Here is a 16,064-nt window from a genome sequence, read left to right on the forward strand (position 1 = left end):
GTCAGACCGCGGCCGGCTCGCGCACCTCCTTCGCCTGGTTGTCGTCCTTGACGGCGGACTGCGGCGGCGTCGGCTTGATCCGCCGCAGCAGAGCGATGGTGAAGATCGCCGTGCCCAGCGCGACGGCCGCGCCGGACAGGGACGCGATGTGCACCGCACCGGTGAAGGCCTCCTGGGCCGCGGCCACCAGCGCGTTGCCCTGCGCGGCCGGCAGCTGGTGCGCCACCTCGGAGGCGCCGGCGACGGTCTGCCGGGCGGCATCGAGTGCGGCGGCCGGGACGTTGTGCGGGGCGGTGGCGTCGAAGTTCGCGCTGTAGACCGCCGCGCCGATGGAGCCCAGCACCGCGATGCCCAGCGCACCGCCCAGTTCCTGGCCGGTCTGCACCAGGGCGCCGGCGGAACCGGCGTGCTCCGCGGGAGCCGCGCCGACGACCATGTCAGTGATGCAGGTCAGCGCGACTGCGACCCCCAGGCCGACGCCGATCGTGCCGGCGACCACCACGAACATGTTGCGGTCGGTGCCCACCTGGGTCATCACCAGGAAGCCCACGGTGCCGACCAGGAAGCCCGCAGCGATGATGTACGCGGGGCGGACGGTGCGGGCGACGACCGTCACGAACGGCACGGCGATGGTCACCACGACCGGCGACACCAGCGTCCAGAGCGCCGCCTCCAGCGGGCTCATGTGCAGCACCTCCATCAGGTACTGCGTGGTGAAGATGCCAGAGCCGATCATGCAGAAGAAGCAGGCCAGACTGACGGTCAGGGACGCGCCGAAGTCGCGGTTGCGGAACAGCTCCGGGTTGATCATCGGGTGGCTCAGGGTCTTCTGCCGCCGCACGAACACGTAGCCGAGCACCAGGCCGACCGCGATGGCGACGGCCGGCAGCACGCCGAAGCCGTTGACCGTGATCTCCTTCAGGCCCCAGATCACCGACAGCACGCCGCCCAGCGACAGCACGCAGGACGCGATGTCGAACCGGCCGGCCTCGCCCCTGGCCAGGCGGAACTCCGGGATCAGCACCGGGCACAGGACCAGCAGCAGCACGATGGCCGGCACGTTGATCAGGAAGACCGAACCCCACCAGAAGTTGTTCAGCAGCAGGCCGCTGACGACCGGCCCGAGGCCGGCGCCCGCGGACAGCGCCGTGGACCACACGGCGATCGCGGACCGGCGCTGCTTCTCGTCCTGGAACATGTTGCGCACCAGGGCGAGCGTGGACGGCATCAGGGTGGCGCCGCCGATGCCCTGCACGGCGCGGGCGACGATCAGCATCGTCGGGTCGGTGGCGAACGCGGCCGTCACGGAGGCCAGGCCGAAGATCGCGGAACCGATCATCAGCAGCCGGCGGCGGCCGATGCGGTCGCCGACGTTGCCCATCGTGATCAGCAGTCCGGCCAGCACGAAGCCGTACATGTCGATCATCCACAGCTGCTGCGTGCCGGAGGGCTGCAGCGCCGACGCGATGGACGGGATCGCGAAGTAGAGCACGGTCATGTCCATCGAGACCAGGAGCAAGGGCAGGGCCAGGACGGCGAGGCCGATCCATTCGCGGCGTCCGGCCAGGCGCGGGGTTTGCGTGGCGTGTGTCATGGCCGAAACTATACATACGTCTCTGACGTTCGTATAGTACGAATGTATAAAAAGGGTTCCGACCTGCGAGGAGAAAGATCATGAGTGCTGCTGGCAAGATCGTCGTCCTGACCGGGGCGAGCGCCGGCATCGGCGCCGCCGCCGCCCGGCAGCTGCACCGGGACGGCGTCAAGGTCATCCCGGTCGGCCGGAACGCGGCCAAGACCGCGGCCATCGCCGAGGAACTCGGCGAGCCGGCCCTGACCTGCAACTACGCGGACCTCGACGACGTGCGCCGGCTGGCCGACGCGCTGCTCGAGCGCTGCCCGCGGATCGACGTGCTGGCCAACAACGCCGGCGGCATGTGGGTCAAGCGCGAGCTGACCAAGGACGGCAACGAGCTCAACTTCCAGGTCAACTGCCTGGCCCCGTTCCTGCTCACCCGGCTGCTGACGGACCGGCTGCGGGAGAGCTCAGGGCGGGTGATCAACACGTCCACGATGATGGTGCACAAGCACGGCCACATCGACCTGGACGACCTGGACAGCGAGCACCGCTACAAGGCCCACGACGTCTACACCACCACCAAGGTCGGCGCGGCGCTGCTGCTGCGCGAGTACGCCCGCCGCAACCCCGACATCGAGACCGCCGACTACCACCCGGGCATCGTGGCCAGCGAGTTCTCCCGGGACATGAAGTTCCAGCGGATGCTGCTCAGGACGCCGCTGGGCAAGCCGCTGCAGAAGCTGCTGGACACCCCGGAGGTCGCCGGGCAGCGGCTGGTGTACCTGTGCGAGACCGAGGAGAAGCTGACCGGCGGCTACTACTTCAAGAACGAGCGCGCCGAGGAGAACCCGGTCGTGCTGGACGTGGACAACGCCCGCAAGCTGTGGGACCTCGCGTCCCGCCGAGTCGGCTTGGAGGTCTGAGCGACGTCTACATCGGACAGTTCTCCGCCCGCGCACCGTGGTCTTCCCGGCCACGGTGCGCTTTCGTACGCCACGAAGGCGGCCTTGGTGGCGGTGGGCGCGGGCAAGGCCGCCTTGCCTTGCTACCGATCCGGTGCTTCGAAGGCGTCCCTCGCGGCCATGACCTCCTCGATGTGCGTCTCCGACCACGTCTTCAGGGCCATCAGGACCGGCACCAGGGTCCGGCCGAGCGGCGTCAGCTCGTAGTCGACGCGAACCGGGACGCTCGGCGTGACCGTGCGGGTCAGCAGGCCGTCCCGCTCCAGCTTGCGCAGCGTCTGCGTGAGCATCTTCTGGCTCGCGCCACGGATCGTCTTCAACAGCTCGCCGTGCCGGCGCGGGCCGTCGGCGAGCGCCGAGACGACCAGCGCCGCCCACTTCTCCACGATCGTGGCCAGCACCTGCCGGGTCGGGCAGGTAGCCATGAACGCCTTGTAGACCACCCCCGTCGCCGCCGCCACCGTGCCGCTGGCCGGGCAGACCGCCGAGCAGGCCCTCGACCTGCTCGGCGTCCGGGACGGACAGACGCTGCTGATGACCGACGCCGTCCCGGCCGAACACGCCGTCGAAGCCCACCGCCGCGCCGACGCCGGCGTCCCCGGCAAGCTCGTCCTCACGTTCTGAGCAGGCAGGTCAGGGCCAGCGCCGAGCGGCGGAAGTACTCCTGGTCCACCGTGCCCGGTTCGAGGACGGCGCGGCGGACCAGGCCGCCGAGCAGCGCGGCCAGGGCGGGGGCGAGCTGCTCGGCCTGCTCGTCGGTGACCTCGCCGCCCTGGTACGACCGGCCGACGAACAGCGCGGCGAGGCGGTCGGAGGTGGTCAGCGACAGGACGGTCGGGTCGCGCAGCATCAGGCCGGCGAGCTCCAGTTCGAAGGCGAAACGGCGGCGGGCGTCGGAGGCGGTGGCGACGTGGTGGAAGGCGTCGGCGCAGCCGGTGAGCACCTCGTCCAGCGACAGGCGGGGATCGGACAGCTCGGCGAGCCGGCCGTCCAGCTCGTCGGCGTACCGCGCGACGACGGCCAGCAGGAGGTTCCGCTTGCTGCCGAAGATGGAGTAGACGGCGCCGGTGGTCAGCTCCGCCCGCTCCGCGATGTCGTCCAGGCGGGCCTGCTGGTAGCCGCGCTCGGCCATCTCCACCAGCGCGGCGTCGATCAGCGCGTCCCGGTTGCGCTGCCGCGACTGCGACCGGGTCAACCGCATGGCGCCAGCCTTCGGACCACCGCCAGCGCCGCCTCGGACTGCACGGACACCAGTTGCCGCACCGGAAACGCGTCCTGCGACAGGTCGGTCTCCGCGGCGGCGCACCAGGTGTCGAACAGGCCGTCGAGGTGTCGCTTCACCTTCCGGGACGTCGGGGGCTGGTTGCCGGCGGCGTGCTCGACGGCCAACTGCCGGCGCATCATGCCGCTGGCCCGCAGCCGCAGCATGTGCACCAGTGTCGACGTCGCGAACGCCTCCGCCACCGTGGCCGGCCGGGCCGGTGTGCGCTCGGCCATCGCGTCGTTGGCGGCCGCCGCCGACGACGCGGTGGCCAGCGTGTCGGTGATCGACCGCCGCATCGGGGTCGGCACCACCAGCCGCGGCCGCATCTGCTCGTACAAGTCGGACAACACAGCACTATCGTCTCGCAGTTCGGCCGCCGCGTGTCGAAGAGTGTCCGCGTAGGACCGGCCCGAGTCGGACAGGTCGTCCGCGCGGGCGTCGTGCCACATCGGCACCTCGGTGATCAGCGTCGTCGTGCCGTAGCGCTCCGCGTAGTGGGCGCTGGATCCGCCGTGCCGCACCGAATCCCGCGTTCCCCGCGCCGCTTCCTGGATCACCGTCTCCGCCGGCGGCATCAGGTACACCGCCGGCGCGGCGGTTTCCCAGCCCAGCGTGTCCACCGGACCGAGCGACAGCGGTACGCGCTGCTCCGCCGCGACGGTGCCCAGATCCTCCGCCATGCCCGGTAAGCCCCCGTTCAGGATGAAGAACACGCCGCCGAAGTCCGCGTTGTGCAAGGAGTACTGGAAGGTGGGCCGCAGCTCGTCGATCACCCGGGCCAGCGCCTGCGTCTCGGGCAGCGTGCGGTCGAAGAACGCCCGCTCGTCCAGCACCGGGAAGGTCCACTCCGGCTGGTCGTCGAAGGCCGGGCGGTAGAAGTTCTCGTGGTAGTTGCGGATCGTCAGCGGGCCGTCGAACCAGCCCTCGTTCAGCCGCGTCCCGTCCGGGTCGATGCACGGCACGAAGTGCCAGCTGAAGTCCATGCCCTCCCGCAGCTCCGGCGTCGCCGCCACCCGCTTGGCCAGGTCCAGCACCGTGTGCAGGCCGATCGGCTCGTTCGGGTGCGGGCAGCCCACCACCAGCGCGTTGCGGCGGCCGTGGCCAACCGACAGCATCCGCAGCGGCTCGCCCAGCCGGGACGTGCCGATCCGGCGCGTCCGGCACACCTCCGGCCGGTCGGCGGTCAGCTTCTCGACATCGGAGACCACCTGGTCGACGGTCGGGATCACGAGCCACCTCCGGTTTGGTAATCCGACTACTTTCGTAACGAGATTACCGAGATCGAGGTCGGACGCACTCCCTCAAGTCGGGGACACAGTTGACAGCGGCCCGCCACCTCCCGACGCGACAGCTCGATCCTGCCGAGTTCTTGCCCGATCCGCCCACAGCCGTCGGATGACGGGTGGTGTCGTGCTGCAATCGGAGCATGCTGCAGGACGAGTTCCGCGAGCTGCTGGCACGGCATGCGCGGCCGGATTCGAGCACGGCGATCGAGGGGGTGCGGATCTGCCGGACGGATCGGGCGACGGCGCCGGAGGCGGCGATGTCGGGCACGGTGCTGGCGATCGTGGCGCAGGGCGGCAAGCGGCTCGCGATGGGGGACCGGCTGCACGACTACGGCGCGGGCCAGTACCTGGTGGCGTCGGTGGATCTGCCGGTGATGGGGCACGCGACCGGCCCGGCGTTGGCGTTCGGGATGACGCTGGAGCCGGCGGAGATCGCGAGGATGCTCGCGCACAAGCCTCGAAACACCACAGCGCGGCCGGGAATCGCCGTCAGTGACGCGACGGACGAACTGCTGGACGCGGTGGTGCGGCTGCTGCGCCTGCTCGGCCGGCCACGGGACCGGGCGGCGCTGGCCCCCTTGTACAAGCGGGAGATCCTCTGGCGGCTGCTGACCGGGGAGCAGGGCGACGCGGTCCGTCAGATCGGCGCCGGAAACCGCGTCACGCGGGCGGTGCGCTGGATCAGGGAGAACTACCCGCGGCCGTTCCGGGTGGCGGAGCTGGCCGAGCTCGCGGACATGAGCGTGCCGGCGTTCCACCGGAACTTCCGGCTGGTGACGGCGATGACCCCGATCCAGTTCCAGAAGAACATCCGGCTGCAGTCGGCCAGGCTGCTGCTGGCGAACCGTCCGGTCGACGTCACGAGCGTCGGCTACCGCGTCGGGTACGACAGCCCGTCCCAGTTCAGCCGGGAGTACCGGCGCCTGTTCGGCGCGCCGCCCAGCCAGGATCGGGCAAGCCGGTGAGAGGATCTCGCTAGTACGGCGTCCGCGGCCCTGTTTCCCTGGAACACATGGAATATCGAAAGCTGGGCCGGACCGGGATCGACGTCAGCGTGTACTGCCTGGGCACGATGATGTTCGGGGCGATGGGCAATCCCGACCACGACGAGTCGATCCGGATCATCCACCGCGCCCTGGACGCGGGCGTCAACTTCGTCGACACCGCCGACGGTTACTCCTTCGGCGAGTCGGAGGAGATCGTCGGCAAGGCGCTCAGGGGCCGTCGTGACGACGTCGTGCTGGCGACGAAGGTGTTCTACCCGATGGACGACAAGCCCAACCACGGCGGCACCTCGCGGCGCTGGATCGTCACGGAGGTCGAGAACTCCTTGCGCCGCCTGCAGACCGACCACATCGACCTGTACCAGATCCACCGGCCGAGGCCGGACACCGACATCGAGGAGACGTTGTCCGCGCTGACCGACCTGGTCCGCAGCGGCAAGGTGCGCGCGATCGGCTCGTCGACCTTCCCGGCCTCGCAGATCGTGGAGGCGCAGTGGGCGGCCGAGCGTCGCGGCTACGAGCGGTTCCGCACCGAGCAGCCGCCGTACTCGATCATCAACCGGAGCATCGAGCGCGAGGTGCTGCCCGTCTGCCAGCGTTACGGCATGGGCACGCTGGTGTGGAGCCCGCTGGGCCAGGGTCTGCTCACCGGCCGCTACCGCAGGGACCGGCTCGACACGACCCACCGTGGCGGCCTGATGCCGCAGCACTTCGGCGACGACCGCAAGCTGGAGGTCGTCGAGCGGCTCGTGCCGCTGGCCGAGAAGGCCGGCCTGCCCATGACGCAGCTGGCGATGGCGTTCGCGATCAACCACCCGGGCGTCACCTCGGCGATCATCGGGCCGCGCACCATGGCGCAGCTCGACGACGTGCTGGCCGGCGCGGACGTCCGGCTGGACGACGAGGTCCTGGACCGGATCGACGAGATCGCGCCGCCCGGCGGCGACGCCAGCCCCAACGCGGTGGCCTACACGCCGCCGGAGATCGCCGACGCCAGGCTCCGCCGCCGCTGAATCACTCGAACGGCTTACGGCCGACGCCGGCGTACACGCCCTCCGGGCCGGGCTCGCGGATGCCGGCGTCCGGGCGCCACTCGGGGGCGCTGACCAGGCCGGGTTCGACCAGGTCGAGGCCGGTGAACATCGGCGCGACTTCGTCGTAGGTGCGGAAGTACATGGGGTCCCGGCTGTGCTTCATCGCCTCGACGACGCCGGCCATGGCCTCGGGCTGGTGGTCGGCCGTGAGGTGGGACAACGCGACGTAGCTGCCGCCGGGCAGCGCGTCGCGGTACGCGGCGATGATGCCGGCGGGGTCCCGGTCGTCGGGCACGAAGTGGAACACGGCGACCATGAGCAGCCCGATGGGGCGGCTGAAGTCCAGGAACTCGCGGGTGATCGGGGCGCCCAGGACGACATCGGGATTGGTCAGGTCGCTGGCCAGGACGGTGGCGGCGGGGTTGCCGGCCAGCAGGAGCTCGCTGTGCGCGACGGCGACCTCGTCGTAGTCGACGTACAGCACCCGCGCCGACGGGTCGGCCTCGTGGGCGATCTCGTGCACGTTGCCGGAGGTGGGAATGCCGGAGCCGAGGTCGAGGAACTGGGTGATGCCCTGCTCGATCAGGAACCGCACGGCCCGCCGCAGGAACGACCGGTTGGAGATGGCCACCTGCCGCCCGTCGGGCAGCACCTGCAGCACCTTCTCGCCGACGGCACGGTCGGCGGCGAAGTTGTGCGCCCCGCCCAGCAGGTAGTCGTACACCCGGGCGGCGCTGGGCAGATCGACATCGACGTCCTTGGGCACCCACGCGGCCTGGTTGACGGTCACCGTTCACCCCTCGATCCGATCGGCCCTGCCTGGCAGCGTACCGCCGGTCCACCCGGGGCCGATCAAAGTCGACCGGATGGAGGCATTGACCGCAGACGGTAGCGCTGCACCTTGCCGGTGGCGGTGCGGGGGAGGCTGTCGAGGAACACGACCTCGCGTGGGTATTTGTAGGGCGCCAGAGTGCGCTTGACGAAGTCCTGCAACTCGCCGGCCGTCACCTTGCTGTCTGCACGTGGCACGACGAACGCCTTCACGACGGCGCCGCGCTCGGCGTCGGGGGCGCCGATCACGGCGGCCTCCAGCACGTCGGGGTGGTCGAGCAGCGCGGCCTCCACCTCGGGGCCGGCGATGTTGTAGCCGGCCGAGATGATGATGTCGTCGTTGCGGGCCTCGAACCAGTAGTAGCCGTCCTCGTCCCGGTGGTAGCTGTCGCCGGTCAGCGTCCATCCGTTGTGGATGGTCGACCGCTGGCGGTCGTCGCTGAGGTACCGGCATCCGGTGGGGCCCTTGACGGCCAGCCGGCCGGACACGCCGTCGGGCACGGGATCGCCGTTCTCGTCGAGGATCACGGCCTGGAAGCCGGGCACCACCCGCCCGGTGGAGCCGGGACGGATCTCCTCGTCGGCGGCGGCGATGTAGATGTGCAGCATCTCGGTGCCGCCGATGCCGTTGATGATGCGGATTCCGGTCTGCGCCAGGAAATCCCGCCAGGTTCCGGGCGGCAGGTGCTCGCCGGCGGAGATGCAGCGCCGCAGGCCCTTGAGCGCCGATGCCTTGCCGCCGGCCAACATCGCGCGGTACGCGGTCGGCGCGGTGAACAGCACGGTGACGCGGTGCTTGGCCACGGCGTCGGCGAGTTCCACCGGCGTGGCGCGCTCCAGCAGCAGGGTGGAAGCGCCGGCCCGCAAGGGGAAAAGCACGAGGCCGCCGAGTCCGAAGGTGAAGCCGATGGGCGGCGAGCCGGCGAAGACGTCGTCCTGGGTCGGCCGCACGATGTGCCGGGAGAAGGTGTCGGCGCAGATCAGCAGGTCCCGGTGGAAGTGCATGGTGGCCTTGGGCCTGCCGGTGGTGCCCGAGGTCGGCGCGAGGATGGCCACGTCGTCGGCGGCGGTGGCCACGCTGGTGAAAGTGTCGCTTGTGGACGATGCGAGGGCGGTGAGGTCGTCGGGACCGGGACCGCCGTAGCCGATGGTGCGTAACGTCGGCGCGCCGAGTCGCAACTCCTCCAGGAACCGGTGGTCACAGATGGCCAGATCCGGCTTCGTCAGCTCGACCAGGCCGGCGATCTCCTTGGCCCGCAGCAACGGCATCGTCGTGACGGCGACGCCGCCGGCCTTGAGCACGGCGAACCACGCGGCCACCAGCCACGGGTTGTTGGGGCCCCGCAACAGAACGCGGTTGCCGGGTTTGAGTCCGAAGTGGTCGGTGAGCACGTGCGCGGCGCGGTTGGCGGCGCTGAGCAGGTCGCCGTACGTCCAGGTGCCGGTCTCGGTGCGCAGGCACGGCCGGTTCGGCCCGAGCCGCCGCACGGTGTCGTCGAGCAGGGAGTCGGCGCAGTTGAGCCAGTCGGGGTAGTGCAGCTCCGGCAGGTCGAAGACCAGGTCCGGCCAGGCGTCGGCGGGCGGCAGGTGATCACGGCAGAAGGTGTCCACGTGCGCTGATCTGACAACCGGCATCGGCAGCACCTCTTCGGTGAGGAGTTGCCACCAGTATGCATTGCCCCTGACGACAGTCAAGAGAACGCGATAAAGCTCAGGAGATCGCCCCCGCGACATGTGCCCGGGCGCCGTCCTCCAACCGTTCCCGCATGGCGAAGAACAGGTCCGCGGCACGGGTTCCGACCCAGCCGGCGGGCAGAAGTTCCGCCGGCAGGCCGGGATCCAGGTACGGCAGCCGACGCCACGACGTCAGCACCCGCACGTAGTCCACGAACGCCTCGCGGCCCTCGCCGGCGCGCTTGCGCTTCCAGCGCTGCCACACCGGCTCGTGCTCGTCCAGGAACGCCGCGTACTGGCGCTCCAGCTCGTCGAAATCCCACCACTGCCGCATCTTCCTGGCCACGTCGCCGAAGGCCAGGTGGTCGGCGCGGAACAGGTCGGCGTAACCGTCCAGATCCTGCTGGCGCAGCATGGCCGCCGTCGCCTCGTGCAGGTGCGCGGGCGCGATCCACACGCCCGGCGCGGCCGTGCCGAAGCCCAGCCGGGTCAGCCGGGACCGCAGCACGTGCCGCTTGTTGCGTTCGGACTCCGGCACCGAGAACACGGCCAGCAGCCAGCCCTCGTCCAGCGTCGAGCGGTCCCGGCGGAAGATCCGCTCGTCGCCCTCGCGCAGCACGGCGAGGCCCTCGTCGGACAGCGCGTAGCCGGCGGCGCCGCCGCGCCGCTCGGCCACGAGGATGCCCCGCCGCTTCAGCCGCGAGATGGACGAACGCACCGCCGGCTCGTCGATGTCCAGGTCGGCGAGCAGCGTGATCAGCGACGCGACCGACAGCCACCCGCCGTCCGCACGCGCGTACAGGCCGTACACGGTGACGATGAACTGCCGCGGCTGCGCGGCCCGCGCGCCCGCCTCACCCTCGGTGAATGCCTCCCCGGCTGCTGTGATCGCCATGTCGGCAAGATAGCAGTGGGGAATTCACCGTGCGTCCACAACGGGATTCCGCAGGGTCCCGATGTTCTGGATGCTCGCCTCCACGACGTCGCCCGGGCGCAGGAACTGCTGCGGCGTGAAGCTCGCGCCGACGCCCGCGGGGGAGCCGGTGGAGATCACGTCACCCGGTTCCAGTGTCATCCCGGAGCTGATGTCCGCGATCAGCTCCGGGACGCGGAACAACATGTAGCGGGTGTTGGACTTCTGCTTCACCTCGCCGTTCACCCGCAGCGACAGGTCGAGGTCGTGTGGGTCGGGGATCTCGTCGGCGGTGCGGATCGCCGGCCCGAACGGGGCGTAGGAGTCCTGTCCCTTGGAGAAGAACCACTGCCCGGAGCGGCGCTGGTCGCGGGCGCTGATGTCGTTCATGATGCTGTACCCGAAGACGTACGACAGCGCGTCCTCGGCCCGCACCCGCCGCGCGGTGCGGCCGATGACCACGGCCAGCTCACACTCCCAGTCCAGCTGCTGCGTCAGGTTCCCGTCGTGCTGGATCGGCTCGTCCGGCCCGACCACGGCGGTCGCCGGCTTGCCGAACAGGACCGGCCGCTGCGGCAGTTCCTTGTCGGTGTCCAGGGTTCGGGCCGACTCGGCGACGTGCTCGGTGTAGTTCAGGCCGATACCGACGATCTTGCCCGGTCGCAGCGGAGCGTGCAGCGTCACCTCGGACAGCGGGTGCGTCACGCCGGTCTCGGTGAGTCCACTGTGGAGGGCATCCGGCATGGACTCGGCGGTGGTCTCGACGATCTCGTTGTCCCGCTGGGAACCGACCCGCCGCGGGCCGCCGTTGATCGAGTACGTGACTAGCAGCATTTGGAGTGCCCCTATTCGACGGTCTGGTGGCCGTTGTTGTCCGGGTAGGCCTCCTCGCGCCAGAACGCGAGCGAACGTATCACCGGGAAGTCGTTGTAGGAGAACAGGACGGCGTCGTCGGTGACGCTGCCATTGGCGTGCTCGTGCCACGCCCACGACGGCACGCAGAACACGTCGCCCTCGTTCCAGTCGAACCGCTTGCCGGCGATCACGGAATGCCCGCTGCCCTTGGCCACCGTGTACATCACGGACCCGGTGTGCCGGTGCGCCTTGGTGGCCTCGCCGGGCCGCAGCATCTGCAGGTGCGCGCTCATCGTCGGCATCACCGAGCCGCCGGTGAGCGGGTTGCTGTACTCCAGGATGATGCCGTCGTAGGGGGATCCGTCGCTGGCGGCGGCCACGTCGAGCAGCGCCTGATAGGTCCGCTCCCACGGGTAGGCGAACAGTGGCGAGTACCGCTTGTCCCACGCCTCGTAGCCGTACGGGCGCAACTGCCCGTGGCCGTAGGTGAGCAGCGAGGAGTTCACCACCTCGCCCTGCTTCTGGTACAGGTCCGGGTGCACCTCGTAGAAGCCGGCGTCGTGCGCGTTGACCAGCGGAATGTCCAGCCCGTCCTGCCAGATCACCGGCTCGTCCGAGCCCTCGTTGCCGTGCTCGTGCCACGTCCAGTTGGGGGTGATCGCGAAGTCGCGCGGGCCGACCTTGAGCTTCTGCCCGTCCACGACGGTCCACGCGCCCTGGCCCTCCAGCACGAACCGCAGCGCGGCGGCCTGGTGCCGGTGCGCGGTCATGGACTCGCCGGGGCCCATCACCTGCAGGCCGCTGTAGAGCAGGCCGACGGAGGCGGAGATGTCCTTGCGGCCGGGATTGACCAGCATCACCACGCGGCGGCCGGCGTCGTCGCCGCTGACCAGGCCCAGCGCCTCCAGCACGAGCGGCCGCAGCTCCCGGTACGACCACAGCGTCGGCACCGACTTCGGCTGCGGGTACCAGGGTTCGATGTCGTTCGCGACCGTCCACAGTGCACCGGCCTGGAACTTGCCGAGCTTCGCGTAGTACGCCTTGAGATCGTCCGTGTCGACCACCCGCGCGCGGCCGAGCACGTCATCGCTGAGGGTCATGCCGTTATCTCCTTATCTTGACGGTCGTCATCGTCGCGCTATACCGTGGAGGTGTCAAGGAGGTGTCCCTTGCCCGAGGTGACGATCGAGCGCGCCGTCGAGTGGTACGACACCGACGCCGCCGGCCACCAGCACCACTCGGTGATCCTGCGCTGGGCCGAGGCGGCCGAGGCGGAACTGCTCCGCCGACACGGTGTGGCCTGGCTGTTCGGTCGCACGCCCCGTGTCCGGCACGAGGTCGACTACCGGTCCCGGCTGTGGTTCGGCGAGGTGGCCAAGACCCGGTTCTGGGTGGAGAGCGTCGGCCGTACCTCGCTGACCTTCGCGTTCGAGGTGCACGGCCGGAACGGCATGGCCGCCAGCGGATCCGTGGTCGTCGTGCACGCCGAACCGGACCAGGGCAAGGCCACACCGTGGCCCGCCGAGGTCGTCGAGGCCCTCGGTTCGTCCAACGCGGGAGGCGAGTCGTGAGCAGGTACGGGGTGATCGGCGGCGGCCCGGCCGGGCTGTACTTCGCCGCCCTGGCCAAGAGCCTCGACCCGACGCGTGAGATCACCGTGTGGGAGCGCAACGCGCCCGACGACACCTTCGGCTTCGGCGTGGTGTTCTCCGACGAGACGCTGGACGGCATCGCCGCCGCCGACCCGGAGATCTTCGCCGCGATGGAGTCGGAGTTCGCCCGCTGGAGCGACATCGACATCCGCTACCGGGGCCGGGTCGAGACGTCCGGTGGACACGGATTTGCTGCCATATCAAGAATGCGGCTGCTGCAGATCCTGCAACGGCGCTGCCTCGACCTCGGTGTGGACGTCCGGTTCCAGTCGGTCGCGCCGACCGCCGCCGAGCTGTCCGCCCAGTACGACCTCGTGGTCGCCGCTGACGGCGTGAATTCGCTTACGCGGACGGCTTTCGCCGACGTTTTCCAGCCTTCGCTGGACATGCGCAACTGCCGGTACATGTGGCTCGGCACCGACCGTGTGTTCGAGGCGTTCACGTTCATCATCGCCGAGACGCAGTACGGGCCGATGCAGGTGCACGCCTACCCGTTCAGCGACGACCGCAGCACCTTCATCGTCGAGATGACCGAGCGCACCTGGCAGGCGTCGGACCTCACCGACGAGTGCGGGCCGATGCGCCTCGCCGAGCTGCTCGCCGACCACCTCGGCGGCCACAAGCTGATCACCAACAACTCCAAGTGGCTGCGCTTCACCACCGTGCGCAACCAGACGTGGCGGCACGGCAACATCGTGCTGCTCGGCGACGCCGCGCACACCGCCCACTTCTCCATCGGCTCCGGCACCAAGCTGGCCATGGAGGACGCTCTGGCATTGGCCGCGAACCTCCAGCGGCACAGCGACATTCCTACGGCGCTGGAGCGGTACGAGGCCGACCGGCGGCCAGTGGTGGAATCCACGCAGCGGGCCGCGCAGGCGAGCCTGGAGTGGTTCGAGACGATCGAACACGCCGTCGGCAAGGCCCCCGAGCAGTTTGCGTTCAACCTGCTCACCCGCAGTCGTCGAGTAACCTACGACAACCTCCGGCAGCGGGATCCGGAGTACGTCGCCAGGCTGGACAGCTGGTTCGGTGACGGCAACCCGCCGCTGTTCCAGCCGTACGAGCTGGGGAACGTCCGGCTGCGCAACAGGATCGTCAGCGCACCGATCACTGTGGACTGTGCTGTTGACGGTGCTCCCGGTGACGCCGAGTTCGCGCACCTGGCCGGCAAGGCGCTCGGCGGCTCCGGGCTGGTGCTCACCGGGCGGACCGCCGTCAGCGCCGAGGGACGCAAGACTCCCGGCTGCACCGGGCTCTACACCGACGAGCACGTCCGGGCTTGGCGGCGGATCACCGATTTCGTCCACGAGCACACGGGTTCCCTGATCGGCGTGCAACTCAGCCACGCCTCCCGGGACCTCTCGCTGCCGGTGGGGGACATCGCGGCCCAGTTCGCCCAGGCCGCTCGACGGGCCGTCGCCGCCGGCTTTGACGTCGTCGAACTCCAAGCGGGGCATGGGAATCTGCTGTCCGTGCACCTCTCGCCGCTGACGAATCCCGGGTTCGACCGGTCGTTCCCGCTGCGGGTGCTGGACGCCGTGCTCGGTGATCTGCCGGTGATCGTCCGGATCTCGGCCGTCGACTGGGCGCCCGGCGGCACCACCATCGAGGACGCCGTCGAGACCGCGGCGGCCTTCATGTCTCACGGGGCGGCGGCGATCGACGTCTCCAGCGGCGAAGTCGTGCCGCACGAGAAGCCCGCCTACGGCCGCAGCTACCAAACCCCGTTCGCCGAACGGATCCGTGCCGACGTCGGCGCGCCGACCATCGCCGTCGGCGGCATTTCCTCCTACGACGACGCGAATTCCATCGTACTCGCCGGTCGCGCCGACCTCGTCGCCATCGGCCACGCGCAGCTGCACGACCCGTCCTGGCCACTGCACGCCGCCGCGTCGCTCGACTACACCGGCGACGGCGCCTTCTGGCCCTCGATGCATCGGGCCGGCCGCCGGCGACCCCTGTCCGCCGGCCGTGCCCGTCCGCAGCTTTCCCTGCACACCACCGAGGATCTGGTGCACCGACGCTGGAGGGCCCATGGATGAGTTCCCGCGGTTCACCGCCGCCGCCGTGCAGGCCGCGCCCGTCTACCTGGACGCTGCCGCGACCGTCGACAAGGCCGTGTCGCTGATCCACGAGGCCGCCGCCAACGGCGCTGCCCTGGTCGCGTTCCCCGAGGTCTTCGTGCCCGGTTATCCGTACTGGAACTGGACCATGAACCCCGTCGACGGATCACCTTGGTACGAAAGGCTTTACCGCTCGGCCATCGACGTCCCCGGCCCACACGTCGAGACCCTGTGCTCCGCCGCGGCGGCCACCGGCTGCACGGTTGTCATCGGCGTCAACGAACGCGGCCCGCACAGCCTCGGCGTGCTCTACAACAGCGTCCTGATCATCGGCCCCGACGGCACTCTCCTGGGCGTGCACAGGAAACTGGTGCCCACCTGGGCCGAGAAGCTCACGTGGACCAACGGCGACGCCAGTTCCCTTCGGGTGCACCGGACCCCGGTCGGTCCGCTCGGCGCGCTGGCGTGCGGTGAGAACACCAACACCCTGGCCCGCTTCACCCTGCTCGCCCAGGGTGAACTCGTCCACGTGGCCAACTACATCTCGCTGCCCGTCGCCCCGGCCGACTACGACATGTCCGAGGCCATCGCCATCCGCACCGCCGCGCATTGCTTCGAGGGCAAGCTGTTCTCCGTCGTCTCCTGCTCCACCGTCACCGAGGAGATGATCGAGATCGCCGCCGGCGACAACGCCGTGATCGCCGAGCGCATGCGCCGCAAGCGCAGTGCCCTGTCCGGCGTCTTCGGCCCGGACGGCCGGCCGCTGGTCGACCCGCTCGTCGACGAAGAGGGCATCGTCTACGCCGAGATCGACCTGTCCCGGTGCATCCAGCCCAAGCAGATGCACGACATCATCGGACATTACAACCGTTTCGACATCTTCCACCTCACCGTCGACAACACGCCCCGGGCGCCGATCACCTTCACCGCCTAGTGTTGGCGGC

Annotated in this window: 16 protein-coding genes; 7 read left to right on the forward strand and 9 right to left on the reverse strand. The window is 69.9% G+C overall.

The window, feature by feature from the left end:
• Position 1: 1 nt before the first annotated feature.
• A complete protein-coding gene (locus BJ998_RS31475) occupies positions 2-1,594 on the reverse strand; it encodes an MFS transporter (RefSeq protein WP_184866956.1) in 1,593 nt (530 codons plus the stop codon).
• A gap of 80 nt (positions 1,595-1,674) precedes the next feature.
• Here BJ998_RS31475 and BJ998_RS31480 point away from each other — a divergent pair, with 80 nt between their 5' ends.
• Entirely contained in the window at positions 1,675-2,502 is an 828-nt protein-coding gene (locus BJ998_RS31480) for an SDR family NAD(P)-dependent oxidoreductase (RefSeq protein ID WP_184866957.1), read from the forward strand.
• Between the two features lie 122 nt (positions 2,503-2,624).
• On the opposite strand, the gene BJ998_RS31485 is transcribed toward BJ998_RS31480, so the two are convergent.
• Positions 2,625-2,966, reverse strand: coding sequence for a winged helix-turn-helix transcriptional regulator (locus BJ998_RS31485; RefSeq protein ID WP_184866958.1), 342 nt, complete (start codon positions 2,964-2,966; stop codon positions 2,625-2,627).
• A 37-nt stretch (positions 2,967-3,003) separates the two neighbouring features.
• Here BJ998_RS31485 and BJ998_RS31490 point away from each other — a divergent pair, with 37 nt between their 5' ends.
• Positions 3,004-3,165 carry a hypothetical protein gene (locus BJ998_RS31490; protein WP_184866959.1) on the forward strand — a complete coding sequence of 54 codons (162 nt, stop codon included), beginning with the start codon at positions 3,004-3,006 and terminating at the stop codon, positions 3,163-3,165.
• On the opposite strand, the gene BJ998_RS31495 is transcribed toward BJ998_RS31490, so the two are convergent.
• Positions 3,155-3,742, reverse strand: coding sequence for a TetR/AcrR family transcriptional regulator (locus BJ998_RS31495; protein ID WP_184866960.1), 588 nt, complete (start codon positions 3,740-3,742; stop codon positions 3,155-3,157). The genes BJ998_RS31490 and BJ998_RS31495 overlap by 11 nt on opposite strands.
• Entirely contained in the window at positions 3,733-5,034 is a 1,302-nt protein-coding gene (locus BJ998_RS31500; RefSeq protein WP_184866961.1) for a M14 family zinc carboxypeptidase, read from the reverse strand. Before BJ998_RS31500 ends, BJ998_RS31495 begins: the two co-directional genes overlap by 10 nt.
• A 197-nt stretch (positions 5,035-5,231) precedes the next feature.
• Between BJ998_RS31500 and BJ998_RS31505 the strand changes: the two genes are divergently transcribed.
• Together BJ998_RS31505 and BJ998_RS31510 are read left to right on the forward strand one after the other, a co-directional pair.
• Positions 5,232-6,056 carry an AraC family transcriptional regulator gene (locus BJ998_RS31505; protein ID WP_184866962.1) on the forward strand — a complete coding sequence of 275 codons (825 nt, stop codon included), beginning with the start codon at positions 5,232-5,234 and terminating at the stop codon, positions 6,054-6,056.
• 47 nt (positions 6,057-6,103) lie between these two features.
• Positions 6,104-7,108, forward strand: coding sequence for an aldo/keto reductase (locus BJ998_RS31510; protein WP_184866963.1), 1,005 nt, complete (start codon positions 6,104-6,106; stop codon positions 7,106-7,108).
• 1 nt (position 7,109) lies between these two features.
• On the opposite strand, the gene BJ998_RS31515 is transcribed toward BJ998_RS31510, so the two are convergent.
• From BJ998_RS31515 to BJ998_RS31535, 5 genes are all read right to left on the reverse strand, one after another.
• Entirely contained in the window at positions 7,110-7,919 is an 810-nt protein-coding gene (locus tag BJ998_RS31515) for an SAM-dependent methyltransferase (protein WP_184866964.1), read from the reverse strand.
• Between the two features lie 62 nt (positions 7,920-7,981).
• Positions 7,982-9,595: an AMP-binding protein gene (locus BJ998_RS31520; RefSeq protein ID WP_184866965.1), complete on the reverse strand. Its 1,614-nt coding sequence runs from the start codon at positions 9,593-9,595 to the stop codon at positions 7,982-7,984.
• A 76-nt stretch (positions 9,596-9,671) separates the two neighbouring features.
• Positions 9,672-10,523 (reverse strand): PaaX family transcriptional regulator, encoded by an 852-nt coding sequence (locus BJ998_RS31525; RefSeq protein ID WP_184869065.1) that lies wholly within the window; start codon positions 10,521-10,523, stop codon positions 9,672-9,674.
• 30 nt (positions 10,524-10,553) lie between these two features.
• A complete protein-coding gene (locus tag BJ998_RS31530; protein WP_184866966.1) occupies positions 10,554-11,381 on the reverse strand; it encodes a fumarylacetoacetate hydrolase family protein in 828 nt (275 codons plus the stop codon).
• Positions 11,382-11,392: 11 nt separating this feature from the next.
• A complete protein-coding gene (locus tag BJ998_RS31535; RefSeq protein WP_184866967.1) occupies positions 11,393-12,502 on the reverse strand; it encodes a cupin domain-containing protein in 1,110 nt (369 codons plus the stop codon).
• A 78-nt stretch (positions 12,503-12,580) separates the two neighbouring features.
• On the opposite strand from BJ998_RS31535, the gene BJ998_RS31540 reads away from it, so the two are divergent.
• The 3 genes from BJ998_RS31540 to BJ998_RS31550 are packed head-to-tail and all read left to right on the forward strand — an operon-like array spanning position 12,581 to position 16,054.
• The gene (locus BJ998_RS31540; protein WP_312890582.1) at positions 12,581-12,973 is read left to right on the forward strand and encodes an acyl-CoA thioesterase; all 393 of its coding nucleotides are present in this window, start codon (positions 12,581-12,583) and stop codon (positions 12,971-12,973) included.
• The gene (locus BJ998_RS31545) at positions 12,970-15,099 is read left to right on the forward strand and encodes an oxidoreductase (RefSeq protein ID WP_312890418.1); all 2,130 of its coding nucleotides are present in this window, start codon (positions 12,970-12,972) and stop codon (positions 15,097-15,099) included. The genes BJ998_RS31540 and BJ998_RS31545 overlap by 4 nt, the downstream gene beginning before the upstream one ends.
• Positions 15,092-16,054 carry a carbon-nitrogen hydrolase family protein gene (locus BJ998_RS31550; RefSeq protein ID WP_184866969.1) on the forward strand — a complete coding sequence of 321 codons (963 nt, stop codon included), beginning with the start codon at positions 15,092-15,094 and terminating at the stop codon, positions 16,052-16,054. The genes BJ998_RS31545 and BJ998_RS31550 overlap by 8 nt, the downstream gene beginning before the upstream one ends.
• The last annotated feature ends 10 nt before the right edge of the window (positions 16,055-16,064 follow it).

It is taken from the genome of Kutzneria kofuensis, assembly GCF_014203355.1.
GTDB lineage: Bacteria > Actinomycetota > Actinomycetes > Mycobacteriales > Pseudonocardiaceae > Kutzneria > Kutzneria kofuensis.